The 24638-nt window shown below is 55.6% G+C and carries 20 protein-coding genes; 5 read left to right on the top strand and 15 right to left on the bottom strand.

The features are described 5' to 3' along the window. The coding region (locus J0A66_RS23865) for an integrase core domain-containing protein (protein ID WP_144020606.1) at positions 1–78 on the top strand (78 nt) is incomplete at its 5' end. 130 nt (positions 79–208) lie between these two features. On the opposite strand, the gene ahpF is transcribed toward J0A66_RS23865, so the two are convergent. The 10 genes from ahpF to agaR all read right to left on the bottom strand — a co-directional run bounded on the left by ahpF (position 209) and on the right by agaR (position 10855). Next, the gene (ahpF, locus tag J0A66_RS20510) at positions 209–1783 is read right to left on the bottom strand and encodes an alkyl hydroperoxide reductase subunit F (RefSeq protein ID WP_206575734.1); all 1575 of its coding nucleotides are present in this window, start codon (positions 1781–1783) and stop codon (positions 209–211) included. A gap of 117 nt (positions 1784–1900) precedes the next feature. Further along, entirely contained in the window at positions 1901–2470 is a 570-nt protein-coding gene (gene ahpC / locus J0A66_RS20505) for an alkyl hydroperoxide reductase subunit C (RefSeq protein ID WP_206575733.1), read from the bottom strand. Positions 2471–2583: 113 nt separating this feature from the next. After that, complete coding sequence (locus J0A66_RS20500; RefSeq protein ID WP_206575732.1) at positions 2584–2763, bottom strand: twin-arginine translocase TatA/TatE family subunit; 180 nt, start codon at positions 2761–2763, stop codon at positions 2584–2586. Positions 2764–2782: 19 nt separating this feature from the next. Further along, a complete protein-coding gene (locus J0A66_RS20495; RefSeq protein ID WP_241264353.1) occupies positions 2783–4111 on the bottom strand; it encodes a sugar MFS transporter in 1329 nt (442 codons plus the stop codon). Beyond that, positions 4098–5267, bottom strand: coding sequence for an N-acetylglucosamine-6-phosphate deacetylase (gene nagA / locus J0A66_RS20490; RefSeq protein ID WP_241264352.1), 1170 nt, complete (start codon positions 5265–5267; stop codon positions 4098–4100). The genes J0A66_RS20495 and nagA overlap by 14 nt, the downstream gene beginning before the upstream one ends. Further along, positions 5264–6178: an ROK family protein gene (locus J0A66_RS20485; protein ID WP_206575731.1), complete on the bottom strand. Its 915-nt coding sequence runs from the start codon at positions 6176–6178 to the stop codon at positions 5264–5266. The genes nagA and J0A66_RS20485 overlap by 4 nt, the downstream gene beginning before the upstream one ends. Positions 6179–6180: 2 nt before the next feature. Next, a complete protein-coding gene (locus J0A66_RS20480) occupies positions 6181–7317 on the bottom strand; it encodes an SIS domain-containing protein (RefSeq protein WP_241264351.1) in 1137 nt (378 codons plus the stop codon). Continuing rightward, positions 7314–8612, bottom strand: coding sequence for a D-tagatose-bisphosphate aldolase, class II, non-catalytic subunit (locus J0A66_RS20475; protein WP_206575730.1), 1299 nt, complete (start codon positions 8610–8612; stop codon positions 7314–7316). Before J0A66_RS20475 ends, J0A66_RS20480 begins: the two co-directional genes overlap by 4 nt. Positions 8613–8693: 81 nt before the next feature. Then, positions 8694–10064 (bottom strand): Gfo/Idh/MocA family oxidoreductase, encoded by a 1371-nt coding sequence (locus tag J0A66_RS20470; RefSeq protein ID WP_206575729.1) that lies wholly within the window; start codon positions 10062–10064, stop codon positions 8694–8696. 11 nt (positions 10065–10075) lie between these two features. Next, positions 10076–10855, bottom strand: coding sequence for a transcriptional repressor AgaR (gene agaR / locus J0A66_RS20465; RefSeq protein WP_241264350.1), 780 nt, complete (start codon positions 10853–10855; stop codon positions 10076–10078). Between the two features lie 318 nt (positions 10856–11173). On the opposite strand from agaR, the gene J0A66_RS20460 reads away from it, so the two are divergent. The 4 genes from J0A66_RS20460 to J0A66_RS20445 all read left to right on the top strand — a co-directional run bounded on the left by J0A66_RS20460 (position 11174) and on the right by J0A66_RS20445 (position 16863). Further along, the gene (locus J0A66_RS20460; protein ID WP_206575727.1) at positions 11174–14005 is read left to right on the top strand and encodes a TonB-dependent receptor; all 2832 of its coding nucleotides are present in this window, start codon (positions 11174–11176) and stop codon (positions 14003–14005) included. Positions 14006–14074: 69 nt separating this feature from the next. Continuing rightward, on the top strand, positions 14075–15412 hold the full coding sequence (locus tag J0A66_RS20455) for a DUF3472 domain-containing protein (protein ID WP_206575726.1): 1338 nt from the start codon (positions 14075–14077) through the stop codon (positions 15410–15412). A 111-nt stretch (positions 15413–15523) separates the two neighbouring features. Beyond that, the gene (locus J0A66_RS20450; RefSeq protein WP_206575725.1) at positions 15524–16450 is read left to right on the top strand and encodes a LysR family transcriptional regulator; all 927 of its coding nucleotides are present in this window, start codon (positions 15524–15526) and stop codon (positions 16448–16450) included. Further along, positions 16450–16863, top strand: coding sequence for a hypothetical protein (locus tag J0A66_RS20445; RefSeq protein WP_206575724.1), 414 nt, complete (start codon positions 16450–16452; stop codon positions 16861–16863). The genes J0A66_RS20450 and J0A66_RS20445 overlap by 1 nt, the downstream gene beginning before the upstream one ends. Positions 16864–16886: 23 nt before the next feature. On the opposite strand, the gene J0A66_RS20440 is transcribed toward J0A66_RS20445, so the two are convergent. The 5 genes from J0A66_RS20440 to smc form a co-directional block, all read right to left on the bottom strand. Further along, complete coding sequence (locus tag J0A66_RS20440) at positions 16887–17360, bottom strand: DUF2919 family protein (RefSeq protein ID WP_206575723.1); 474 nt, start codon at positions 17358–17360, stop codon at positions 16887–16889. Continuing rightward, entirely contained in the window at positions 17360–17683 is a 324-nt protein-coding gene (locus tag J0A66_RS20435; protein ID WP_206575722.1) for a DUF3392 domain-containing protein, read from the bottom strand. Before J0A66_RS20435 ends, J0A66_RS20440 begins: the two co-directional genes overlap by 1 nt. Positions 17684–17695: 12 nt before the next feature. Beyond that, positions 17696–19729 carry an NAD-dependent DNA ligase LigA gene (gene ligA / locus J0A66_RS20430; RefSeq protein ID WP_206575721.1) on the bottom strand — a complete coding sequence of 678 codons (2034 nt, stop codon included), beginning with the start codon at positions 19727–19729 and terminating at the stop codon, positions 17696–17698. Positions 19730–19855: 126 nt separating this feature from the next. Beyond that, positions 19856–21145 (bottom strand): cell division protein ZipA, encoded by a 1290-nt coding sequence (gene zipA, locus J0A66_RS20425; RefSeq protein ID WP_206575720.1) that lies wholly within the window; start codon positions 21143–21145, stop codon positions 19856–19858. A gap of 9 nt (positions 21146–21154) precedes the next feature. After that, complete coding sequence (gene smc, locus J0A66_RS20420) at positions 21155–24622, bottom strand: chromosome segregation protein SMC (RefSeq protein ID WP_206575719.1); 3468 nt, start codon at positions 24620–24622, stop codon at positions 21155–21157. Positions 24623–24638 lie beyond the last annotated feature (16 nt).

The following is a 24638-nucleotide window of genomic DNA, read 5'->3' as shown; positions in this document are numbered from 1 at the left end:
GAGCATTACAACCATGTTCGCCCGCATAGCTCACTGAATTACATGTCGCCTGTTGAGTATGCAAAACAGGCAGCTTAAGCAGGAAAATCTCATTGAGGGATTGGTACTAATCTCGGGGAAAGGTCACCCCCTGAGAACTGACCACTGATAACTGCCAACCGCCCCCTGTTACCCAAGGTTACCCTGGAGTAACAAAGGGCAACCGCTATCACGCAGCCTTACTGTCGGCATCAGGCGCCGAGGATCGCATCAGGTAATCAAACGCTCCCAGTGCAGCTGTGGCGCCGCTGCCCATGGCGATAATGATCTGCTTAAAGGGCACGGTGGTGGCATCGCCTGCGGCAAATACGCCTTTGATGGAGGTTTCGCCATTCGCCGCGGTGATGATCTCGCCACGCTGAGTCAGCTCCACCCCGCTACCTTTAAGCCATTCTGTATTGGGCACCAGACCAATTTGCACGAAGATCCCCGCAAGCTCCACGGATTTTATCTCCCCTGATACCCTGTCCTTGTAGGTCAGGCCGGTGACCCGTTGGCCATCACCGTTAACCTCTGTGGTCTGGGCGTTGAGCACAATCTTCACGTTCCCCATGGAGCGGGCTTTACGCACCAGCACCTCATCGGCGCGCAGTTTGCTGTCAAATTCCAGCACCGTCACATGCTCAACGATATTGGCCAGATCAATGGCTGCTTCGATACCCGAGTTGCCGCCGCCGATGACCGCCACTTTTTTGCCTTTAAACAAGGGGCCATCGCAGTGCGGGCAATAGGCTACGCCTTTGCCGCGGTACTCGCGCTCACCGGGTACGTTCATTTCCCGCCAGCGGGCACCGGTAGCCAGGATCAGGCTTTTGCTTTTCAGCACGGCGCCATTTTCCAGGGTAATTTCCAGCATCTCGCCTTCGCGCAGGCCCACTACGCGCTGATTGGCCATTACATCTACCTCGTAGTCACGCACATGCTCCTCAAGGCTTGCAACAAGCTTGGGACCTTCGGTGTGCTTGACCGAAATAAAGTTTTCAATTCCCACCGTATCGGCCACCTGACCGCCAAACCTGTCTGCCACCAGGCCGGTACGAATGCCCTTGCGGGCCGAGTAAATGGCTGATGACGCGCCGGCCGGGCCGCCGCCCACCACCAGCAGGTCATAAGGGGCTTTGTCTTTAAGCGCCTCGGCCTGACGTTTGGAGGCGTTCACATCCACCTTGGCCAGTATTTTCTCCAGGGTAATCGCTCCCTGAGAGAAGACTTCCCCGTTTAGATACACTGAAGGCACCGCCATCACATTACGCTCGCTGACCTCATCCTGGAACAAGGCGCCGTCGATCATCACGTTGGTGATATTGGGATTCACCGCCGCCATCAGATTCAGCGCCTGCACTACCCCTGGACAGGTCTGGCAGCTAAGCGACACATAGGTTTCAAAATGCAGTTCGCCAGGCAAATTGCGAATCTGTTCGAGAATTGCCTGTTCCTGCTTGATGGGGTGTCCGCCTGTGTGCAACAGGGCCAACACCAAAGAGGTGAATTCATGTCCCATCGGCAGCCCGGCAAATTCGATATTGCTGCCGGTATCAGGGCTGCGCACTTGCATGGAAGGAATACGCTTGTTGTCCGTCGTCTGGCTGAAGCTGACCAGGTCTGACAGCTCTTCAATATCCCTTGCCAGTCCCAACAACTGCTGGGACTTTTCGCTGTCGTCGGTGGCCAGAACCAGTTCAACGGGACGCTTCAAATTGGCTAAATAGGTTTTCAGTTGGCTTTTTAAGTTGTTGTCTAACATAGTCACCTCGACAGTTACTGGGCATACCTCACCTGCCACCGGCATAGCGATGCCAGTGCGGTGCATTTTTTAATCGGATTGAAGGGGCCTGAAATCAGGCCCCATTTGACAGGCTCGTTAGATTTTGCCGACCAGGTCCAAGGAAGGTGCCAGAGTCGCCTCGCCTGGCTGCCATTTGGCCGGGCACACTTCACCGTCATGGTTGGCCACATACTGGGCGGCCTGGACCTTGCGGAACAGTTCGGAAGCGCTGCGGCCAATGCCCAGGTCATGGATTTCCGCGACTTTGATTTCGCCTTCCGGGTTAATCACAAAAGTACCACGCAGGGCCAAGCCTTCGTCTTCGATCATGACACCGAAGTTGCGGCTGATTTTGCCCGTTGGATCGCCTATCATCGGGAAGCGGATCTTCTTGATGGTGTCGGAGGCATCATGCCAGGCCTTGTGGGTGAAGTGCGTATCGGTGGACACCGAATACACTTCCACGCCCATCTCCTTGAGCTGGTCGTAGTAATCGGCCAGGTCGCCCAGCTCAGTGGGGCAGACAAAGGTAAAATCGGCTGGATAGAACATCACCACCGCCCACTTGCCCAGCAGGGACTTCTCAGTCACCTCAGTAAACTCACCATTGTGGTAAGCGGTCGCTTTAAAGGGCAGGATCTTGGTGTTGATAAGTGATTGGCTCATAAGTGAATTCTCCTTGGTTTTGAATAGTTGCCTGTGAAGACAGGATGCATTCTAAGTAACCCGGGAGAATCTGAACAATTGATTGATTCAATCGTTATGATTCATAAATATGATTAATTGCCTGATTTGCGGGTTTGGCTCCCATCTGCATTTTTCTGTCCGGCCAGGAGCTGCCTGAAGCCTTTCACCGCAAGACCAGTCTCTTTTCTCAGGCTGCGCAACCTGCTGCTACCGAACAGCAGCAACCCAATCAACAATATGATGATTATTTGCCAAACACTGATACCTGTCATCGGAGCCCCTCTGAGCCAACTACCAACGGCGTATTTTATGTCCCCTGAAGGCATAAAACAGAATAAAGCCATAACAGGGAATCAGCATCAGATAGGCAGACTGGCTATCCAGCAAACTATGGGCAAAATAGCCATAGACCAGCGGCAGTAATGCACCGCCGGCGATGCCCATAATCAGCAACGCTGAGCCTGTAGCGGTAAGCCTGCCCAGGCCCTGTAAGGCCAACGGCCATACCGTGGGCCAAACCAGGGCATTGGCAAGCCCCAGCAGTGCCACGTAAAGCACCGGATCCGGCACCAGGGGTACGTCTGCCCAGCCCAGGATCAGGGCCGACACCTGCTCACTGGCAGGGTCCCCCATCACAATAGCCAGGCTCACGGCCACCCCGGCCAAAGCGGAAAGTTGCAATCCGCGGGCCTGGCTCAACAGCCTGGGAATGCACAGCACCCCAAGCAGATAGCCCAGCATCATAAAAGCCATGGTATAGGATGTCAGGGCACCGAAATACTTCACGCCCAGTTGCTGGCCAAACAGGCCAATAGTATCGCCGGCAATGACCTCCACCCCCACATAGAAAAACAGCGCCACTACCCCAAGCACCAGTTGAGGATGGGCGAGGATCTCCCTGCGACGGAGCTGATGGCCTTCGCCACCGCGCAGTTCCCCACCGGGTTCGGGCAAGGGCGCCAAGTGCACCATCAGGGTCAACACCCCCAACATGCCCGCCATCCATAAATAGGGGGCTATCAGCCTGTGTGCCAACGCATCAAGCTGGCTCTGCCGCTCGGCTTCGGACAGCATCGCCAGGGACTCGGTTGAGTACTCATCCATGCCGGTAAGAATAAGGGCGGTAAACAGGATAGGGACCACAAAGCCAGCCCCCTTATTCAACAGACCCATAATGCAGATACGCATCGCCGCGCTTTGCGGCGGCCCCAGCAACACCAGATAGGGGTTTGACGCCGTTTGCAAAATGGTCAGGCCCGTACCCAGCACAAATAGGGCCAGCAAGAATAGACCGTAATGAGCACTAAGGGCCGCCGGAATAAAGGACAGAGCGCCAATAATCATAATGCCCAGACCCGCGACCATGCCCTTCTTGAAACCTATCCGGTCCAGCAAGCTGGACATGGGCAGTGCCATCACCACATAGGCAATGTAAAAGGCAAAGGTGACCAGTAAGGCCTGAAATTCATTCAGCTCACAGACAATACGTAAAAACGGGATCAGGGATCCATTCAGCCAGGTTACAAAGCCGAACAAAAAAAACAGGATGGCTATCACCAGCATGGGCAGCCAGAGGTTGTGGGCACTGTCAGGTTTCAACTTAGCCTCAGCAATACTCATGATTATTTTTCTCCAGAGACCAGGGTTGTCCGGCCAGCCAGACATGTTGTACCTGTAATTGTTTATCCAGCAACAGCATGTCGGCGCGCCGACCCACCTGCAGACTGCCGTAACTATCCTGTATTCCTAAAAAGGCCGCCGGACATTGGCTGGCCATCAACAGGGCATCCTCCAGGGGAAGGTCCAAACATTTCACCGCATAACGCACTGCCCCGGCCATATCCAGCACCGAGCCCGCCAGGGAGCCGCTTGGCGCCATCAGCTTGCTGCCTGAACGTATGACTTTTTCGCCATAGAAGGAAAACTCGGCGTCATTGGTACCCACTGGCGGCATGGCGTCAGTCACCAGCATGATCTTATCCATTCCTTTGGCGCGGATGGCCAGCTTCGCCGATAGGGGATGCAGGTGATGCCCGTCCAGAATCAGGCCGCACCAGCTGTCCTCATCGGCAAGCGCCGTCCCCACCATGCCCGGCTCCCGGGAGGTCAGGGCCGACATACCGTTATACAGATGGGTAAAACCACTGGCTCCGGCCCGCAGAGCTGCCTGCACCTGCCGGGCATTGGCGTTGGAATGTCCCAGACAAACCCTGACACCCATGGCGACCAGTTCACTGATTTGGTGGGGGCTGACCACCTCAGGGGCAACAGTGATCACCTTCAGCCCCAAATCCTGACGAGCAAACACCGCCATTTCGGCCTGACTGATACTGCGCAGATATTGGGGAGAGTGCACGCCACGTTTAGCCACAGACATATGCGGTCCTTCGAAATGCACGCCAATAATACCGGGCTCACCTGTTGCCACCGCCTCTGCGATGGCATCGGCTGTACTGCGCATAGACTCCAGGCTGTCGGTGATCAGGGTCGGCAGCATGGCAGTGGTACCAAACTGGCTGTGCGCAGCGAAGATTTTTCTCAGTCCCTGTAAGCTTGGGTTGTCATTGAGCAGTACACCGCCCCCACCATTGACCTGCACATCGATAAAACCGGGCACCAGCAAGCCGGCTCCGGCTTCCACCAGGGGCTGTCCCTTTGGACGCTGGCTGCTGACTTGCTCAATGCGGCCATCGCAGATATGTAGAAAGGCGGGACGGACCCAGTCCCGCCCAATGAGGGCCGCTTCGCAGGCCAGCCAGTAATTCTCAACCATCATTGGCTTTCCATAGGCTTGGCGCCCATCAGGGCGGCGCCACGGACGCCGCTGGCGGGACCACCTTCAGCCAACACAATGGGCGGTATGGCGCTGTTTTCAAACAGGTGACCACGCACTGCGTCGGGCAGGCCCTGGCGAATCTCATCAATGGCGGATAAGCCGCCACCGAGCACCAGCATACCGGGGTCGAGTACCAGAATCTGCCCGGCTATGACGGCGCCCAGGGCATCCATAAAGCACTCGAAGGTTCTCACGGCAGCGGAGCGGCCCTGGCGAAAATGCTCCAGCCACACATAGGTGTCGGCATCCAGTTGGCCGAAAAGCTCATACAACCTGGCCAGGCCGGCGCCGGATACATAGGTTTCGGCGCAGCCGGTCAAGCCGCAACCACAGGGCAGCAGGGGCAGGCTCCAGCGCTGAAGTACCGCAGGATGCAGACCAAGATGACCAAACTCACCGGCCAGCTGACTGTCCGGCGCATACAGCTGTCCATTGATACACAGTCCACCGCCCAGTCCTGTGCCGAGGATAATACCCAGTACCCGTTCAATTCCCTTGCCGGCGCCAAGACGGGCCTCGGACAAGGCAAAGCAGCGACAGTCATTACCTATGGCCACCGGGCGTTTAAGGGCATGGGTCAAATCCGCTCCAACCCTTTGTCCCGTCAGACAGGGTACATTGCTGGAAAGCGCCCTTCCCTCGCCGGTCACCACACCCGGCAGCCCTATACCCAGACTGCCACGACGGCTATATCTGGCATCGGCCTGCACCACCAACTCCGTTACCCTGGCAATAAATGCCGGGTAGTCGGCGACGGGTGTGATACACCGCTCTTTCTCCAGGCAATCAAAATGTTCATCGAAGATGGCCAACTCCATCTTGGTACCGCCGATATCCAGTCCGTAATGCATACTCATTCCTGCCCGAAGGGATAGACATTCACCCCCTGCACCACCCGGTTGACCTCCCCGGTCGGACAGGGATTATCAGGGCCTATGCCCAACTGCAACGACTTGAAAAAACCCAGCATCTGGCAATAAACAATGTAAGGAAAACCCAGCCAGACATCGTCCAGACCAGCTATCTGTGAGAGCGGCAACGGAGCGCTGACATGCAACGCCAGGCGGTCTTTTTGCAACTCGAGGCGCAGATCAGCATCATACAGACTGGTATAGGGATTGGCCGATTGCAGCAGTACTATCTGGGTGCCGTCATCTATCAGCGACTTGGGACCATGGCGAAAGCCCAGTGGACTCTCGTAAAAGCTGGGCAGCCTGCCGGCCGTCAGTTCCAGCAGCTTAAGAGCCGCCTCCCGGGCAATACCCAGCAAGGGACCCGATCCCAGAAACACCAGCCGTCGGCAAGGCTGTAAAGCCAGGGTGGCGATGCTGTCAAGCTCACGCTGCAGAATCAGCCCCGCCAGCATTCGCATTTTCTTATACTGTTCATAGTCCGGCGTGAACAACAGCAGGGTCGCCAGCATCATGCTGGTAAAACTGCTGGTCATGGCAAAGCTCTGGTCGTGAGCGGCAGCAGGCATCAGCAGTACCTTGCACTGAAGGTTATCTTCTGCACTCTTAACCAGAGCGCCTTGCGGATTACAGCTCACCACCAGATGCCAGCACTGGTCGATGAGTTGGTCGGCCAATCTCACCACCGCAAGGCTTTCCGGACTGTTGCCTGACCTTCCGTAAGACACCAGCAAGGTAGGTACCTCTTTACGCAACTGAAGGTCAGGATTACTGAGAATGTCCGTCGTACTGACGGCCTCCACACGTTGCCCGGCTGAAAGCTTCATCCTGGCATTCAGATGGGCCTGCAGCGCCTCGCCGATATAGGCGGAAGTCCCGGCGCCGGTCAGGATAATGCGCAGATTGGGCAACGCCAGCACAGGCTCCAGCCATTGTTGCAATTCCTTTTGCAGTGGCTGCATGGAATCCACAAGTTGTTCCCAGACCCGGGGTTGCTGACTGATTTCCCTGGCGGTCCAGAGGGCGTTTTTCTGCTTAAGCGCTTCCTGCTCAAGACCCAGATAAAGCTGATGCATCATCTTAATTGGCTTCCTAAAGTGTCCAGAGGTTGACATGCCCGGGCGTAATCCCCCAATACATCAGTTAGCTTGTCCAGCAGCAGGGCCTCCCCTTGCGGGGCAAGCTTTTTACGGCGAACGGCCTGGTATTGTACCGGCATATACTGGCTTAACAGCGGCAAGGGAATGGCAATCTGTGACAGATTACCCAGCAGCTTTTCCACTGCCGCCGCTAAACCCGGCTGGTTCCAGTAATAACGGATCCTGTCGCTGTAACTGAAAAAGCGTAACCAGGGCTGATTTTGCACATCCGGGTAAAATTTCTGCCAGTACTTTGGCTGTTGCGCTAACTCAGCTTCACAAAGCCGGCGCAGCCCTGAACGTCGCGTCTCTTCAATCAGGGCATCTTCTATATGCGACAGGGCAAACAGCCCCTCGCGCAGCGCAAAGGTCAGGGCAGGACCGACTTTGAGGATGGCAAAATGTCCTTTTACCAGCGCCGCCAGTGCCTCTGGCAACTGATAGTCTGTTGAATGAGCTTCATAGACCAGATTGGGCACCTGGTGAATCGCCCCTGACAGCCGGGCCGCCTGGTCAGCAGAAAAGTCATGCACCTGAGTGTTGTCGAACTCAACCCCGGGCTGCACCACCACCGCCACCACCTTATCCCAGGTTTGCTCATTGAGCCCCGCCGCGGCAAAAGCCTGTTGGTGGGCTTTGAGGGTATGCAGTACATTGTCCACCGGCGTTGGCGCCAGGTGGTGCTCCAGCGCATTCACCCCGCCGGGAGCCGGTACTTCGGTACCGATGACATAAGATAACCGCCGGTCGAGTCTGGAAGATTCCTGCTCCGCTACCGCACACAACCTGGCCGCGCGGGCGGCAATGATTTCATCGTTAAGCACCGCAGGATCATCCGCACAAGGCATACTGGTATCCAGATGGATCTTACAAAATCCTGCCTGCACATAAGTGCGAATTAATGTCTCGCAAAGCTGCAGGGCCTGTTCAGCAGGTTGGTCTGTCCAGCACACCGGCCCTAAATGGTCGCCGCCGAAGATCAGGCGCTGCCTATCCAGCCCCGTTTGTGCAGCGAGGGTATGAACAAAGTCGATAAAGTCCGCTGGCTGCATACCGGTATAGCCGCCGAACTGGTTAACCTGGTTGGCGGTGGATTCCACCAGTAACAGGCTGTTGTCGGCTTTGGCCTTCAGCATGGCGGCTTTGAGCACCAGCGAATGGGCGCTGCATACGGAATAGATGCCAACCGCCTGTCCACGGCGGTTGGCGGCGAAAATGTCATGAAGATGCTGCATGCTGGCTCCTCAACCACAACAGGGGCAGACGGCCTACATTCATTTGCAGCCATCCGCCAAATCAAAAACGGTAAGAAATTGCTAGCTGGCAATACCCAGGGGGTTGCCGTGTTGCCACTGACCCCGGGTAAAGTCAGGGAAATCCTTTGAGTTGCCACGGTCTGCAACCGAGGCCTTGGATAAAGGGAACACTGCCGACCAGGCTGCGCCGTCATAGACATCCTGATCCAGCGGTACCCCGTTACGCAGACAATAAATCATCCGCCACACCATCAAAAAGTCCATGCCGCCGTGACCGCCGTTACGTTCGGCCTCCTGGCCCATGCGGGTCCACAGGGGATGGTCATATTTCTGATACCACTTTTGCATATCGTAATCCCACTCATGGAAACTGCCGCTGCCCCCCTCTTCCAGGGCGATACGGTTGGGGAACCCGGCAAATACGCCGTTGGTGCCCTGGATCAAATTGTGCCTGGTATAAGGTCTGGGGGTGGTGGTGTCGTGCTGTACCATAATGGTTCGGCCAAGGTGAGTCTTGATAATGCTGGTATTGATATCACCGCTGATGTAGTGCAGTTGATTACGTTCATGATCGACCGGGAATTCACGTTTGGCATAGGCCGCACGGCCAAGAGCCGGCGAACTCATGGAACTCATATACTCGAACTTGTCGCCACGGTTGATGTTCATATACTGGGCTACGGGGCCCAGACCATGGGTTGGATACAAATTGCCGTTGGTACGGGTGTGGTGATAGGTGCGCCAGGAGCCTGTTTTACGGTCTATCTCCTTCATCTGCCAGCGCAGCTCATGAATATAAGCCGCTTCGCCATGCAGCAATTCACCAAAGACGCCCTGACGAACCATATTCAGCACCATGAGCTCGTCACGGCCATAGCAGACGTTTTCCATCATCATGCAGTTTTTCTGCGTAGCCTCGGAAGTGTCCACCAGATCCCAGAGATCTTCGATAGTCGTGGCCATGGGTACTTCCACAAAGGCATGTTTGCCGGCCAGCATGCTGTCTTTGGCCATGGGGTGATGCCAGCGCCAGGGGGTGGCGATAATGACGATATCAATATCGTCTCGGGCCAGCATATCCAGGTAGTGTCTGTCGTTTTTGCCATACACATCCGGTTTGGGGCGGCCCTGCTCGAGGGCAATCTTAACGGCACGCTCTGTGACCTGTGGGTCGATATCGCAAATTGCCTTGAGCTCAACGCCCTCGAGGTTACACAGATGGCGGACAAACCCCACTCCACGCTGACCCACGCCGATAATCGCCGCCCTGACCACCGGCATGGGCGCAACGGTGAGTCCCATTACCGATCTGCCCCTGGCGTTGGGCGCCGAGCTCGTCTGATTGCCGGTGCTGCTGCAGGCATTCAACGTAGCCAGCATCGCCCCTGCTGCAGAGGCTTTAAGAAAGGAACGACGATTAAAATCCGACATGCTGCTGTCTCCTAAAGATTGTCTCTATCAATAATATGAAGCTCGACTCCCAGCCTCATCAGTTCATCCACATAGTTCTGTGGGATCCCGCTATCTGTCACCAGGGTGTGGATCTGCTGTACCGCGCAAATCACATGAAAGGCACGGCGATCAAATTTTGATGAATCTGACACCACCACAACCTGTTCGGCCATCTCGCACATCAGCCGGTTTAGAATGGCTTCCTGCTCAAAATGGGTGCCAATACCTGTTTTCAGGTCAAATCCGTCAACGCCCAGAATCAGTTTGCTGAAGTTGAAATTCTGCAGGCTGCGCTCTGCGATGGTGCCGTAAAAAGACATGGATTTTTTGCGCAGGGCCCCACCTGTCAGCATGACCTCCACCTTCTCGGACTGCGCCAATTCAGTCGCAATGTTCAGGCCGTTGGTCATCACGACCAGATCCTCTCTGTCCAGCAGGCAGGAAGCCACTTCCTTGGTGGTGGTCCCTGAATCGAGAATTATCCGCTCGCCTTCCTGAATCAGGTCCGCCGCGATACGCCCCAGTTGTTGTTTCAGGGCGGAGTGTTGATGGCTTTTCTCTCTGAGCGACAACTCCCGTCCCAACTGGCTGTTGACCATGGCGCCGCCACGGGAACGAACCAGCAGTTTCTTCTTGTCCAGCACAGCCAAATCATTGCGGATCGTCACTTCCGATACGTCGAAGCGACCGGCCAGTTCCTTTACTGAGACCTTGCCCTGTGCCTGGGTCAAGCGCAGAATTTCCTGCTGTCTTTCAATGCTGTTGTACATGTCCACTGTATTCATCCTATGTTGGTTTCACATAGCTAAAGTAGCATGGGCGCCGCAACCTTCAAAAGCTTTCGAAAACAAATAAAAGCAGCGACTTTCCCGTCCAGTACCTTTCCAACCAGGAAAAAGCGTGATTTATCCGGGCTGCCTGCCCGACCGTGAAATTATAATGCACAACCTCGAAACTATTTGAAAGTTTTTTTTGGTTTTATCTTGATCATTGAACAGCATTCGTACTATATCTAGTCACCAGAAAGTTTTCGATACTTTCGTTTGCCTTCTTTTAATTCAAATAACGATAAAGGAAACCAAGGGACCATGAATTCAACCTACTTCAAAACCAGCCGCCTGGCGGCCTGTGTCAGCGCCGGCCTGGTGGGCGTCACCCTCAGCTATGCGGCGCATGCCCAGGATCCCCAGGCACAGTCCGACAGCGGGGAGTCAGAGCAGAAAGTCGAGAAAATTCAGGTATCGGGGATACGCAGCAGTATCAAGGAATCCCTCTATCTGAAACAAAAAGCCACCAGCGTAGTGGATCTGGTAGTAGCCGACGATATCGGCAAATTTCCCGATGAAAACCTGGCCGAAGCATTGCAACGGATTCCGGGTATCACAATCACCCGCAACGGCGGGGAAGGTCAGAATATTCTGATCCGGGGTCTTGGCGGCGGTTACAACATCACCACCTTGAACGGCCGAAAGCTTGCATCGGAAAATGCCGGGCGCGACTTCAATTTCGATACCATCGCTTCAGAGCTGGTCAGCGTACTGCAGGTGTATAAATCCCCGGAAGCCCGGCTGATTGAAGGGGGAATAGGTGCCGTGGTGGATATTGAAACCCGCAAGCCGTTGGATCTGGAAGGCTTTACCTTAAGCGCATCGGCCAAGGGCATCTATGAGTCCAGGACAGAGGATGTGCATCCCCATGCCTCTTTCATCGTGGGAGATGTCAGCGAAGATGAGACCTTTGGCATTCTGTTTTCCGGCGCCTATTCCAAGAAAACATTGCGGGCTGATACCTACTCCGCAGCCGGTTTCTTTGATGAAGAGGAAGGCTGGGGAGCGGACAGCGCCGGCGTGCCGGTGGATATGAACGGCAACGGACAGATCGACGGACAGGAGGAAATATTCGCCTCCAAGATACCCAGCTATATGTATTTTGCCAACGCTCAGGATACCCGCGAACGTCTGGGCGCAACCCTGGCGCTGCAGTGGCGACCACTGGAAAACCTGGATATCAATTTCGATGCCCTTTACTCCCGCTACAATACCGACGGACATCACTACCAGATAGGCTTTGTCAACTACGACGAGTCCTGGACGCCCGGCACCCCGGTTTTTACCGACGCGGTGTTTGATGACAGCGGCCGGGTGGTGTCAATGAAACAGACAGGCAACACTATGGTGGAGCTGCTTAACCTGACCAATCCCCGCAAAACAGATACCTATCAACTGGCGTTCAATACCCAGTGGTTTTTCAACGAACAACTGAGCTTCGAGTTGGATCTGGCCCACTCCAAAGCCGACAATGAAAATGCCGGAGACAATCGCTTTATCGTCGCCCGTGGCTTTATTGACGCCATCGATATCAACCACAATACCGGCAATATGCTCCCTGATGTCGTCCTGCAGCCCGGCCTGACAGCAGAGCAGCCTTACGGCGCACACTACAGTCGCAATACGGGCACCGGCGTGGAAGATAAGATCAATGACTTTAAGCTCAAGGGGGTCTATCAGCCAGACAACGGCTTACTGAGCCGGGTGGATTTCGGTGTGACGTACCTGGATCAATCCAAAACCCAACTTGAGTATGCCTCAAGAAACTCCAGTCAGTTCAGCAATGGCGGCCAGTATCTTGAAAGAGACGGCTATGCCTATGACGACAGCTCGGTGTTCAATGCAGGCGATTTCAACCTGTTTGAAATCCCCAAGGAGGTTTTCGTGCCCGCCAACTTCGATAACTTCCTCGACGGCGAGCCAAGCCGCACTCCCGAGCCCTGGCCGAGTTTTGATTATGACCGCCTGCTGGACTTTTATCGCTCCATCAACGCCGAAGCCACCGACGCCAGCATTGTCGCGTCACTCAATGAATCCGGCACCTATGAGGTTCAGGAGCGGGTCACTACCGGTTATATCCAGTTTAATCTTGAAGATGAAATAGCCGAACTGCCCTATCTGTTAAATGTCGGCCTGCGTGCCTCACGCACTGAAGTCAGTTCACAAGGCTCTGTTTATGACCTGACCCTGATTGATCTGCAGGAGGACGGCAAACCGGCAGGGAATGCCTGGCGTGATCCCGTGCCCAGCTCTTTTTCCGGTGACTACAGCAATGTGCTGCCCAGTCTGAACTTTAAACTTAATCTGACCGATGAACTGCTGTACCGGTTTTCAGTGGCCAAGGTGATCAGCCGTCCGTCTCTGGGTTACTTAAGACCCTGGCTGGCGCCCAATTTTGATACGTACCGGGAGGGTCTGCCCCAACTGTCGATGGGTAAGCCCGGCATGGAGCCGGAAGAGGCCAAGCAGGCGGATATGACCCTGGAATGGTACTTCGAAGACAGCAGCTCGCTAAGCGGTGGTGTCTTTATCAAAGACATTGATTCCTTCATTGAGTATGTGGAAGGACCGCTGGAGGTGGAAGGGATTCGTTATTTTGCCTCCTATCCGGGTAAGAGTGAGTTTGGCGCCAGGATAAAAGGGGTGGAGCTGGCCTATCAGCAATCCCTGCAAAACTGGCTGCCGGAACCTTTCAATGGTTTGGGCTTTCAGCTCAACTACACCTATGTGGACAGCAATTACGAAGATCCTGAGCTCAAGGCGGCAGGTCTGCCGTTCCAGGGTATGTCCAAGAACTCCTATAACGCCGTTGTCTACTACGAGCAATATGGCTTTCAGGCCCGAATCGCCTACAACTGGCGCAGCAAATTCCTTTCTGACCCGGAAGCCTGGGGCGGCCCGTACTGGATCTCCGACTATGGTCAACTGGATGCCAGTATGAGTTATGACATTACGGATAAGATCAGTGTGTTTGCCGAGGCTACCAACCTGACCAATGAACGTTACTGGGGCTACGTCAAACGCGAAGATCAGGTCAGTTATCTTGAACGCTTCGGCACTCAGGTGGCATTGGGAGTCCGGGCTAGCTTCTGAGTAAATACGAAAGTTTGGCGCCTGCACGTTCTGCGTCAGGCGTCTTATCTTCTGCAAAGGAAATCAACCATGGCATTTCGCCCCATCTTACTGCTGCTTCTTATATCTTGCCTCACTGCATGTGGGGGAAACGACAATCCTTCCCTGGCCCAACAGAACGACCAGGCTGTCCCGCCAACGGCGCTACCTGAAGGACCGGGCTATGAGGTCACATTCAGCGCCAATAGCTGGATACAGGACAATCCCCAGGCCACACAGCAGCTGGTCACGGACAGAGGTATCAGGGATTGGCAGGACCCGGCAATGCAACCTGTGCTCTATTTCGCCACTGACCGACCGACGGCCGTGACAATGGCCCTTAAGGCCCGCCTTTCAGTGGCGAAACTGACACTGCAGGTGTTTGTGAACGAACAGCAGCAGACAGTGACGTTGCAAGAAGGTGACGAAGGTCCCGTTGCTATCGGACATTTTGAGTTGAAGGCGCCCGGCTACCATACAGTGCGTTTTACAGCGCCTGAGTCCGCCGGTTCACTGCCTGAGCTGGAGGCCCTTTTGTTATGGCCTGAACAGGAGGAGGTAATACTGACGGAACTGTCTGCCAACCCTTATTGGGGACGGCGCGGGCCTTCTGTGCACTTCAGTTACGAACCCCCGGTCAGTGCCGATATTCAGTGGTTCTACTCTGAGGTGACGGTGCCCCAGGGACAGGACGTGCCGGGTTCTTACTTTATGGCCAACGGCTTTGCGGAAGGATACTTTGGCATCCAGGTCAATTCCGGGGTTGAACGGAGGGTGTTGTTTTCTGTCTGGAGCCCCTATCAGACGGACGATCCGGATCAGATCCCGGCTGACCAGCGTATCCAGTTACTGCGCAAGGGTGACGGGGTGTACACTGGCGAATTCGGCAATGAAGGCGCCGGCGGACAGAGCTATCTGAAATACTCCTGGCAGGCAGACACTTCTTACAGCTTCCTGCTGCAGGTCCAGCCGGATGATGACAACAGCACAGCCTACACGGCCTGGTTCAAGCCTGCTGATTCAGATGACACTGAGTGGCAGCTTATAGCGGCCTTTCGTCGGCCCCAAACACAGACCCATGCCACCCGTTTACATTCGTTTCTGGAAAACTTTCTTACCGAGTATGGCGACCAGCACCGGATGGCCCGGTATCACAACCAGTGGGTCCGGGATACCAGCGGTATCTGGCATGAACTGACCCGGGCCGTGCTGACCGCCGACGCCACCGCCCGCGCCGGTGACAGGTTCGACTATTCAGGCACAAGCGATGAACGGGGATTTGTGTTGGAAAACGGTGGATTCTTTTATCCGCCGGGCGAGTTGGATCAGCTGTTTGAACGACAACCGTCCGCTCAGCCCCCTGTGATTGACTGGGACGTCCTGCCTTAATCTATGGCCGGTAATCAGGTTTTCCCTTCTTTCTGTTTACATTGCAATTGGCTCCCGGGCCATCTAGCATAGGCAGACCTGTCTAAAAAATAGAAATATAGGGACACAGCTTTGTATCGGCCAAAGACCACACTGGAACAGTGGCGTATCCTGCAAGCCGTTGTGGATTGTGGCGGCTATGCCCATGCCGCCGCCAAACTGAACAAGAGTCAGTCCTCTCTTAACCATGCGGTGGCCAAGTTACAGAGCCAGTTGGGTGTGCAGTTGCTGGAGGTCCGTGGCCGCAAGGCGTATCTGACGGAAGCAGGCGAAGTCATGCTGCGACGCTCCCGCCACCTGACCCAGAATGTGCAGGATCTGGAAGTGCTGGCCGACAGCATCAATCAGGACTGGGAGCCACAGATTACCCTGGCTCTGGATCTCGCCTACCCCCGCAAACTGATCTACCCGGTTCTCAGGGCCTTTTATCCTGAGAGCCGTGGCAGCCGTTTGAATATCCTGGATACCGTTCTGACCGGCACTGAGGAGGCCATTACCCAGGGCTGGGCCGATCTGGTCATAGGTGGCACTGTGCCCAGGGGCTTTCTCGGTGAACCCATTGCCGAAATCAAGTTTGTCGCCGTTTGCCATCCTGATCATCCCCTGTCTGCCATGAGCAGTCCCCTGGATGCCAACGAGCTGCTTCAGCACCTGCAGATAGTGATCAAGGATACGGGACAGTCACCGGACGAAAAACAGGGCTGGCTGCGCGCCGAAGCCCGCTGGACGGTCAGCCAGTTTCATATGGCCATCGATCTGCTGCTGCAGGGACTGGGTTTTTGCTGGCTACCCGAACACGAAGTGGCCCATCTGGTGGACGCGGGCCGTTTAAACAGGTTGAATATTAAGGGCAGCAGCTTCAGAAAGCACATCAACTGGCTGGTCCATCCCAGACCCGACGCCATGGGACCTGGCAGCAAGCTGCTGTCGGAGCTGATTCTGAGCCACAGACAATTAAACCATTATCCGCCGTTAGAGATAAAAGTAGGGGAAACCTGATGCAAATGACCCGAGAAGAGCTGGCAAGCCTGATGGCGGACAGCGCCCATAATGCAGTGATCTCCACCCGTGACGAGTTTGGGGTGGAGCTGGACAGCAGCCCCGAAAGTGTAGCGCTGGTAGATCAGGTAATCCTCAAATGGCTGGAAAAATACAAGAATCAGGCCTTGGAAAACGAAGCCGTATTCACCATCTGCAATCTGTATGGCGCCTATGTAGGCGAGATTTTCCGCAAGAGGGTTGGCGGTCATTGGCATTATGACGCCAGCAATCCCGATGCCCCCTACGTGGTGCTGGAATACGCCGGCCACACTTATGCCTTTGCCGGCATCTGCTATCAGCGGCTGGTCAATGACAGCCAGATCAGTGTGAAAAACTATTTCGACCAGGCCCTGGCCAATAACGCGCAGTAAAGACCCGGAGCCAAAGACACTATTTACTCTCTGCCCCAGTCTTTGAGGATCTGCCGTTGTTTGCCGCTTCGCCGCCAGTAAAGTAGTAACAGCAGATCCAGCAGCAGGGTCAGGGCGATCAACCAGGAAAACTGCCAGTGCTGATGTTGCCCCATCCACAGATGCAACAACAGGTCCGCCACCAGGCTCATCTGCAGTAAAGGACGGAAGCAGGCGAACAACCAGGGCGCCCATTGGCGGAATTTATGACGCCACCAGACGACGACCAGCAGCAGCATCGCCGGCAACCCGGTAGCCAGGCTCAGATAAAAGTAGTGTCGGTCCGGGTAAAACAGCGACAACAGCAGGCCGGTGTCCTGCCGGTAGGTCAAAGAGGCGATTGCCACCAGATAACCCCGCATCAGAAACAGCAGACTGGCATACATCCAGCGTGAAGCTTTCAGCCTGCCTTCCTCATCATAGTAATGCAGGGGCAGGATAGTTCTGTGTCCGGCCATCAGATGTAGCGTCTCTGCTCGGCCAGATAGCCCAGCAGCAGGAAGGTCCCTACAATGCTGATCCCCTGATAAGTGGACGGCACCAGCAGTATCAGTTGCCGGGTAAAGGGAGTGGCAAATAAAATAAAGGCCCCGTACCCGAAGGCACAGATCAGCACGAACACCAGGGTGCGCAGTATAAAATGATAGGGACTGAGCATACGCTTAAGATGCTTGTTAACCACATCTCCGTACACCACCAGCAACGTCGCCACCAGTGTCATGGCCACTTCCATATAATAGGGTTGCAGCAGCTTGGTCAGCTTAAACAAGATTTCCTGCATGGTTTTGTGTACTTATTCCTGAGTATCGAAAGAGGCCAACAGAGCCAGCAAGTCGTCTTCTGAAAGAACTTTCACTCCCAGTTCGTTGGCCTTGGTCAGTTTGGAGCCGGCCTTTTCGCCTGCTACCAGGTAATCTGTTTTGGCGGACACACTGCCGGCCACCTTGGCACCCAGTTCCTGCAATCTCGCCTTGGCGTGGTTCCTGTCCATACTGGTCAGGGTACCGGTAAGTACAAAAGACTGATCTTTAAGGGGCAGCTCCGAGGCAGACTTGACTTCGATGGCCGGCCAGCTGACTCCTTCGGCGATCAACTCATCGACCACCTGTTGATTGTGCGGCTCGGCAAAAAAGTTGTGAATATGCCGGGCCACCACTTCACCCACGTCATTGACCGCCTGCAGCGCGTCAAGATCCGCCCCGCGCAGGTTGTCCAGGGTCAGAAAATGCCGCGCCAGGTTGGTGGCGGTCGCCTCGCCCACTTCACGGATCCCCAGGGCGTAGAGGAACTTCGGCAGACTGGTTTTCTTCGCCTGCTCCAGGGCACTGACCAGGTTAGCAGCAGACTTTTCACCCATACGTTCCAGACCGGCCAGTTGCGCCAAATCCAGGCGGAACAGATCGGCCGGCGTCTTCACCCAGTCCATTTCCACCAGTTGCTCGATAAGTTTGTCGCCCAATCCATCCACATCCATGGCCTTTCGTGAGGCAAAATGTTTAAGGGCTTCCTTGCGCTGGGCCGCACAAACCAATCCGCCGGTGCAGCGGGCCACGGCCTCAGACTCAAGTTTCTCCACCTGGGATCCGCATACGGGACACTGGGCAGGGAACAGGATTTCCCTGGCCCCGGCTGGCCGTTTGGCCTCCACCACCGACACCACCTGCGGGATGACATCCCCGGCCCGGCGAATAATGACCGTATCACCGATTTGGATACCCAGTCGTTCGATCTCATCCTGATTGTGCAAGGTGGCGTTGGAAACGGTCACCCCGCCGACAAACACGGGCTCCAGTCGCGCAACAGGCGTAATGGCGCCGGTGCGACCCACCTGAAACTCCACGTCCAGCAAGCGGGTCATCTCCTCCTGGGCGGGAAACTTCCAGGCGATGGCCCAGCGTGGTGCCCTGGCCACAAAACCCAGCTCCTGTTGCAGGGCCATGTTATCTACCTTGATCACCACCCCGTCGATTTCATATCCCAGGCTGTCACGTCTGCCCAGGATGTCCGTATAAAAGCGGTCACACCCTGCGCTGTCCTCCACCAGGCGCGTTTCCGGACACAGGGGCAGCCCCCAGCTTTTTAGTTGCTGGAGGCGTCCGTGGTGGTTATCGGCCAGGGGCTGACGTTCACCTTCTACCAGCCCCATCGAATAGAGATAAATCCGCAAGGGGCGCGAGGCAGTGATACGAGAGTCCAGTTGACGCAAACTGCCTGCCGCCGCATTGCGTGGGTTAACAAAGACCTTACCGCCCTTTTTCGCCTGAGTTTGATTCAATTGCTCAAACCCTTGCCTGGTCATAAATACCTCTCCCCGTACTTCCAGGCGGGCAGGAAAATCCTCGCCACGCAGGGTCAGGGGCAGATTGGCAATGGTCTTCACATTAGCGGTAATATTCTCTCCGGTGCGGCCATCGCCCCTGGTGGCACCACGCACAAGCTTTCCGTTTTCGTAAAGCAGGCTGACAGCCAGACCATCCAATTTGGGCTCACAGCAGTAACTGATGGACAACTCGCGCTTGAGGCGGTCACGAATGCGTTTCTCGAAGGCCCTGAACTCATCCTGGTCAAAGGCATTGTCCAGCGACAACATGGGCACTTCATGCTCCACTTCACCGAAAGCCGAAACAGGCTCCCCGCCTACTTTTTGGGTCGGGGAATCCGGACTTATCAAATCAGGATGCTGCGATTCAAGGGCTTTAAGCTCCTGCATCAGCCGATCATATTCGGCATCCGGCACGGAGGGATCGTCCAGCACATAATACTGGTAGTTGTAGTCATTCAATTGTGTCCTGAGCTGAGCCAGGCGTTCGGTAATAGCGGTTTGCATGGTTAGTTATTCACCACAGAGTGACGGCGGACACAGGGCTGCCAGACACAAACACTTCTTCTGTGCTCCAGGCATTTGCTGGCATGGCCCTTTGAGGATGTCCTTAAGTTAGAAACCTAATATTGATCAGTTGGCTTTTCGAATCATCCGCTTGCGTTCAAACTCACGGATCTTCTCCACATACTGCTGCAGGCTCTGCTTGGTCAGGGCGCTGCGCCTGCCATCCAGCACCTGCGCCCCGAACTCATCGGCGAGTTTCCGCGCGGCATTGTGCATCATATTGAAAACCTGATGGGGATCCCCTTCGATGGGCAGGATCATAAACAATGAGACCCCCTGTGTTGTGAAAGTCTCCATGCTGTCAATATCAAACACCCCGGGCTTAAACATATTAGCCAGGCTGAACAATACCGGTCCTTTGCCGTTACTGTTCACATGACGATGAAAAATATCCTGTTCGCCGAACTTGAAGCCCAGGGTCAGCAAAGCCGGTAACAGCGTGGCGCCGGGAATGGGCTTGTTATCCGGCGCTTTGACATTCAGTACCAGTACTTCCTGGCTCACAGACTTGCCCGTCTCGGCTTTTTCGGCGGTTTTTTCCGGCACCGGCGGCGTTTTGGGCTCGTCATCAAAGTCGATGCGCATCTGATCGGCCCTGGCTTTGTTCAAAGAAGGTTCACGGCGCTTGGGCGGCTCGCTTTTTTTGCGTTTGACCAGGTTGCGGGCCTGTTCGGCCAACCCGGCCCTGACAGTTTCCTGGGGCTCGGTCTGCAGGGCTTTTTCCTCCCCGGTTTCCCTGGTCTCATCCGCCGGGGCGGCAACCGGTTCACTGCCAATGGTGGGTTCCTGACGTTTTGAGGTGTCGGGGGGCAAACCTGCTTTGGGCGGGGCGCTGCGACTCGGCTCTGCCATATTGTATGGGCGTTTAGGGGGCGTCTGCGCTGGATGGACCGGGGCGGCTTGTTCTCTGCCGCCCTGACGCAATAAAAACGTGGGGGGCTCCGGCATGGACACCCGGCCGGCCGGCTGTTCCGCCTTGGGCTCCGTCATCTTTTCCGACCTGCCTTCGGTGCGGACGACAGGGGGCACCGATTCAGCGGGGGCGGCCGACGTTGACTCAGACTGCCGTTCAAAATCCTCCGTCTCGCTGACTCTGAGTCTGGGCTCCGACTTAATGACCCGCACCGGCCCCAAGCCCAAGTCATCAAAGTCTTTTACTTGCGGCTCTCCGCCCTCGTCCGGCTCAAAGTCTGAATCCAGGCTCTCATCCGCATCCCGTTCATATTTCAGATAGGCTGCCCGACCGGGCCCGGTCTTGCTGCGGTTCTTTTTGCGCACCGTCCACAAGCCATGGACCAGGATCCCGGCAATGGCCAGGGCACCAAAAATCAGAAAAGTCAGACGTAATTCTTCCATTATGTATTTTTATAATTCCGCAAGGGCGACAGCTTCATCCACATCCACGGCCACCATTCTTGATACACCGGGCTCGGCCATAGTCACCCCGGTCAGGTGCTTGGCCATTTCCATCGCTATCTTGTTATGGGTGATATAAATAAATTGTACCGTCCTGGACATTTCCGACACCAGTTTACAGAATCGACCAACGTTGGCGTCATCCAAGGGGGCGTCCACTTCATCCAACAGACAAAAAGGCGCCGGGTTCAGTCGGAAAATCGCGAACACCAATGATAAAGCGGTCAGGGCTTTTTCTCCACCGCTTAGCAGATGAATGGTGCTATTTTTCTTGCCGGGCGGCCTGGCCATGATAGTAACCCCGGTTTCGAGCAAATCGTCGTCCGTCAGTTCCAGGTACGCCGATCCACCACCAAACACCTTGGGAAACAACATCTTCAGATCATTATTGACCTTGTCGAAGGTGTCCCGGAAGCGGCTGCGGGTTTCCTTGTCAATCTTGCGGATGGCTGACTCCAGCGTCTCAAGGGCCGCGGTCAGATCGTCATTCTGTTCATCCAGATGCTGTTTTCGCCCTGCCTGGATCTCATATTCCTCCACGGCCGCCAGATTCACCGCACCCAGGCGCGACACCGCAGCGGACGTCCTATCCAGCTCTTCCTGCCAGGCTTGCTCCTCTGCCGCTTCGTCCAGGCTTTCCAGTACCGGCTTGAGCGGTTGATTCATCTCCTGCAGTTGTTCCAGTACCCCATTGGCTCTGACCCGGCAACCTTCGTATTCCAGACGCAGGCTCTGCTGCGCCTCTTTCATACGCTGGATCCGGTCGTTAATGCCCTGTTGGCCTTTTTGCGCATCCTGCAGCCGCTCTTCCACCTCAGCCAGTTGATTGGCGGTCTCCGTCTGTTGCTGCTCCACCTCGACACGTTGTTCCAACAATTCCTGCAACTGTTCACTCTGCTCCTGCAAAGGTGTCTGCCAGTCCAGCAATTCCTCCTCCAGGGAGGCCTTACGCTCCTGCATTGTCTTTTGCGCATCAGTATGTCGGGCCTGCGACTGGCGAACATTGGCCAGTTGATTCTCCAGCCCCTGAACCTCCAGGGCCAGCCTGTGTACCCGATTCTTCATCTCCTCTGCCTGGGCGCGCCTGGAAGACAGTTCCTGCTGTAAGTTTTCCCGCTGACTGGCTAGGCTCTGTTGCTCTTGTGCATCCTCTTCCAGGGTCAATTGCAACGCTTCGAGTTCGGCCGCCAGTTCTTCAAGCCTGTACTGGTCCTCTTCGATCTGGGCCTGTTGCTGGACTATTTGTTGCGTCAGTCTGGCCTGCTGGGTCTGCTGGTTTTGCCGCTGCGTCTCAAGCAGGCTAACCTGCTGCTGCAATTTATCTAAAAGTCGCTCTTTGTCCCGCACCTGGGCCTCAGCCTGCTGATCTTCCCTACGGGCCTGCTGCAAATTCTCCCTGGTTGTCTGGATTGCCTGGTCCAGGGCTGCCAGCTCAATCCGTAACGGCGCCAACCTGCCGCTGAGATCTTCTATCTGCCTGGCCCGGTCAAGCATGCCGCTACTGTTGCGTTTGATGCCCAGCACCGACCAGTCGCGGCCATGCCAGTGGCCGGATTGGGTAATCAGGCTCTGGCCGGCCTGCAGCTTTGCCCGCAAGGAGCCAATATCCGCCTCCGCCTCCACTACCTGCACCAGTTGGAGCCAGTGGGGCACCTTGTGACTCAGCACTTTGGCGGCCAGACTGCCAGTTGGCTTATTTGTTGTCATGGCGTCCACCAGCAGCCATTGACTGGCGGGAATCTCCGGCATTTGCGAAGAGGCAATCAGCGGTACGCTCAGCCAGTGTTGTAGTACGGTTTCCAGGGCCGTTTCCCAGCCAGGTTCCGCTTTCAACTGCTGCCATGCCAGGGGCGGCTGCTCAGCTTGTGTCTTCAGCCACTCCTGAAGCGACTCATTCCCTTCCTCCATGTCCCGCTGCAGCGTCTGCAGGGAAGTCAGTCTGGCTTCAAGCTGGTGAAGTTCTCGGGTCTGGACGAGATGACTGGCTTGCCGGGCTTCCAGTTGTTGCTCGGTTTGTTGTAAATGCTGCCTGCTTTTTTCCTGTGCGTCGCGGGCCTGTTGCAGAGCCTGGCGGCAGTCTGCCTGCTGCGTTTCCACTTCGGTCAGGCTTTCCTCAAGATTATGGTCCCGGCTAAGGGCCAGTTCCTCTTCCAGCTCACAACGTCGTTGCCCGGCTCTTTCCAGCAGCGTCTGCAGGGATTGAATCTGACTCTGGCGGGTCTGGCACTGCTGCTGGAGCTGATAAAAGCCCTGTTCCTGGCGGCGCCAGTGATCCTGCTGCTCCTGCCATTGCTGTTCACTGGCCAGCAGGGTGAAGTTGGCCTGCTGGCTCTGTTCTTCCAGCAATGCCATCTCCGGCCGGGCCAGTTCAAGCTGTTCGTGTAATTCCATCAGGCGCGACGCGTCCTGCTGGCAGGCCACGCCTGCTTCTTCGAGGCTGTCGTTAAGCTGGCGCAGCTCCTGTTCTATCTGTTGCCTGCGTTGACGTGCATGGATCTGGGTCTGTTCCAGGCGGGTAATTTGGTTACCCAGTTGGAAGTACTGGTTCTGTATATCGGTAAGCTGTTGTTTAAGATCTTGCTGGCGTTCCTGATCCTGGATCATGCCACGTTCATCCCCCCGTTGCCGGGCGACAAACGCCTCTATTTCGGCTTCACTGGCGGCGATGGCCTGCTCCAGGTCGGCCAGTTGATTGCTGTGTTTCAGCCAGCGCAGGGCGGCCAGCTCGCTTTTCAGCTTGCGCTCCTTGGCCTTGAGTTCCTTATAACGTTTTGCCGCTGCGGCCTGGCGCTGCAGCTTTTCCAGTTGCTGGCCCAGTTCCCCGCGTACATCGTTGAGCCGGTCGAGATTTTCCCGGCAATGACGGATACGGCTTTCCGTTTCGCGACGCCGTTCCTTATATTTGGAAATTCCGGCGGCTTCTTCGATAAATACCCGCAATTCCTGGGGCTTGGATTCGATAAGCCGGGAAATCATGCCCTGCTCAATAATGGCGTAGCTGCGGGGCCCCAATCCTGTGCCCAGGAAAAGGTCGGTCACATCGCGGCGACGGCACTTGCTGGCATTGAGGAAATAGTTGGACTGACCGTCCCGGGTCACCAGGCGTTTGACCGACAACTCATTATATTTGGCATATTCGCCCTGGATGCGGCCGCTTGAATTGTCGAAAACCAGTTCCACGCTGCACTGGGACACGGGTTTGCGGGCCGTGGATCCGTTGAAGATCACATCTGTCATGGCGTCACCGCGCAGATTCCTGGCAGAACTTTCCCCCAGTACCCAACGCACGGCATCAATAACATTGGACTTGCCACAGCCATTGGGCCCCACAATGGCGGTCATGTCGTCGGGAAAAGGAATACTGGTGGGATCCACAAAGGACTTGAATCCTGCCAGTTTAATCTTTTTAAGCCGCATGGGTCCTTGTTATTGT

Source organism: Bowmanella dokdonensis (assembly GCF_017254865.1).
Taxonomy (GTDB): Bacteria; Pseudomonadota; Gammaproteobacteria; order Enterobacterales; family Alteromonadaceae; genus Bowmanella; species Bowmanella dokdonensis.
This window is presented reverse-complemented; position numbering and strand designations above follow the sequence as displayed.

Coding starts and splice junctions, on each gene's coding strand:
- ahpF (WP_206575734.1), bottom strand. CDS start 1,783: ATGTTAGACAACAACTTAAAAAGCCAACTGAAAACCTATTTAGCCAAT.
- ahpC (WP_206575733.1), bottom strand. CDS start 2,470: ATGAGCCAATCACTTATCAACACCAAGATCCTGCCCTTTAAAGCGACC.
- J0A66_RS20500 (WP_206575732.1), bottom strand. CDS start 2,763: ATGACAGGTATCAGTGTTTGGCAAATAATCATCATATTGTTGATTGGG.
- J0A66_RS20495 (WP_241264353.1), bottom strand. CDS start 4,111: ATGAGTATTGCTGAGGCTAAGTTGAAACCTGACAGTGCCCACAACCTC.
- nagA (WP_241264352.1), bottom strand. CDS start 5,267: ATGATGGTTGAGAATTACTGGCTGGCCTGCGAAGCGGCCCTCATTGGG.
- J0A66_RS20485 (WP_206575731.1), bottom strand. CDS start 6,178: ATGCATTACGGACTGGATATCGGCGGTACCAAGATGGAGTTGGCCATC.
- J0A66_RS20480 (WP_241264351.1), bottom strand. CDS start 7,317: ATGATGCATCAGCTTTATCTGGGTCTTGAGCAGGAAGCGCTTAAGCAG.
- J0A66_RS20475 (WP_206575730.1), bottom strand. CDS start 8,612: ATGCAGCATCTTCATGACATTTTCGCCGCCAACCGCCGTGGACAGGCG.
- J0A66_RS20470 (WP_206575729.1), bottom strand. CDS start 10,064: ATGTCGGATTTTAATCGTCGTTCCTTTCTTAAAGCCTCTGCAGCAGGG.
- agaR (WP_241264350.1), bottom strand. CDS start 10,855: ATGTACAACAGCATTGAAAGACAGCAGGAAATTCTGCGCTTGACCCAG.
- J0A66_RS20460 (WP_206575727.1), top strand. CDS start 11,174: ATGAATTCAACCTACTTCAAAACCAGCCGCCTGGCGGCCTGTGTCAGC.
- J0A66_RS20455 (WP_206575726.1), top strand. CDS start 14,075: ATGGCATTTCGCCCCATCTTACTGCTGCTTCTTATATCTTGCCTCACT.
- J0A66_RS20445 (WP_206575724.1), top strand. CDS start 16,450: ATGCAAATGACCCGAGAAGAGCTGGCAAGCCTGATGGCGGACAGCGCC.
- J0A66_RS20440 (WP_206575723.1), bottom strand. CDS start 17,360: ATGGCCGGACACAGAACTATCCTGCCCCTGCATTACTATGATGAGGAA.
- J0A66_RS20435 (WP_206575722.1), bottom strand. CDS start 17,683: ATGCAGGAAATCTTGTTTAAGCTGACCAAGCTGCTGCAACCCTATTAT.
- ligA (WP_206575721.1), bottom strand. CDS start 19,729: ATGCAAACCGCTATTACCGAACGCCTGGCTCAGCTCAGGACACAATTG.
- zipA (WP_206575720.1), bottom strand. CDS start 21,145: ATGGAAGAATTACGTCTGACTTTTCTGATTTTTGGTGCCCTGGCCATT.
- smc (WP_206575719.1), bottom strand. CDS start 24,622: ATGCGGCTTAAAAAGATTAAACTGGCAGGATTCAAGTCCTTTGTGGAT.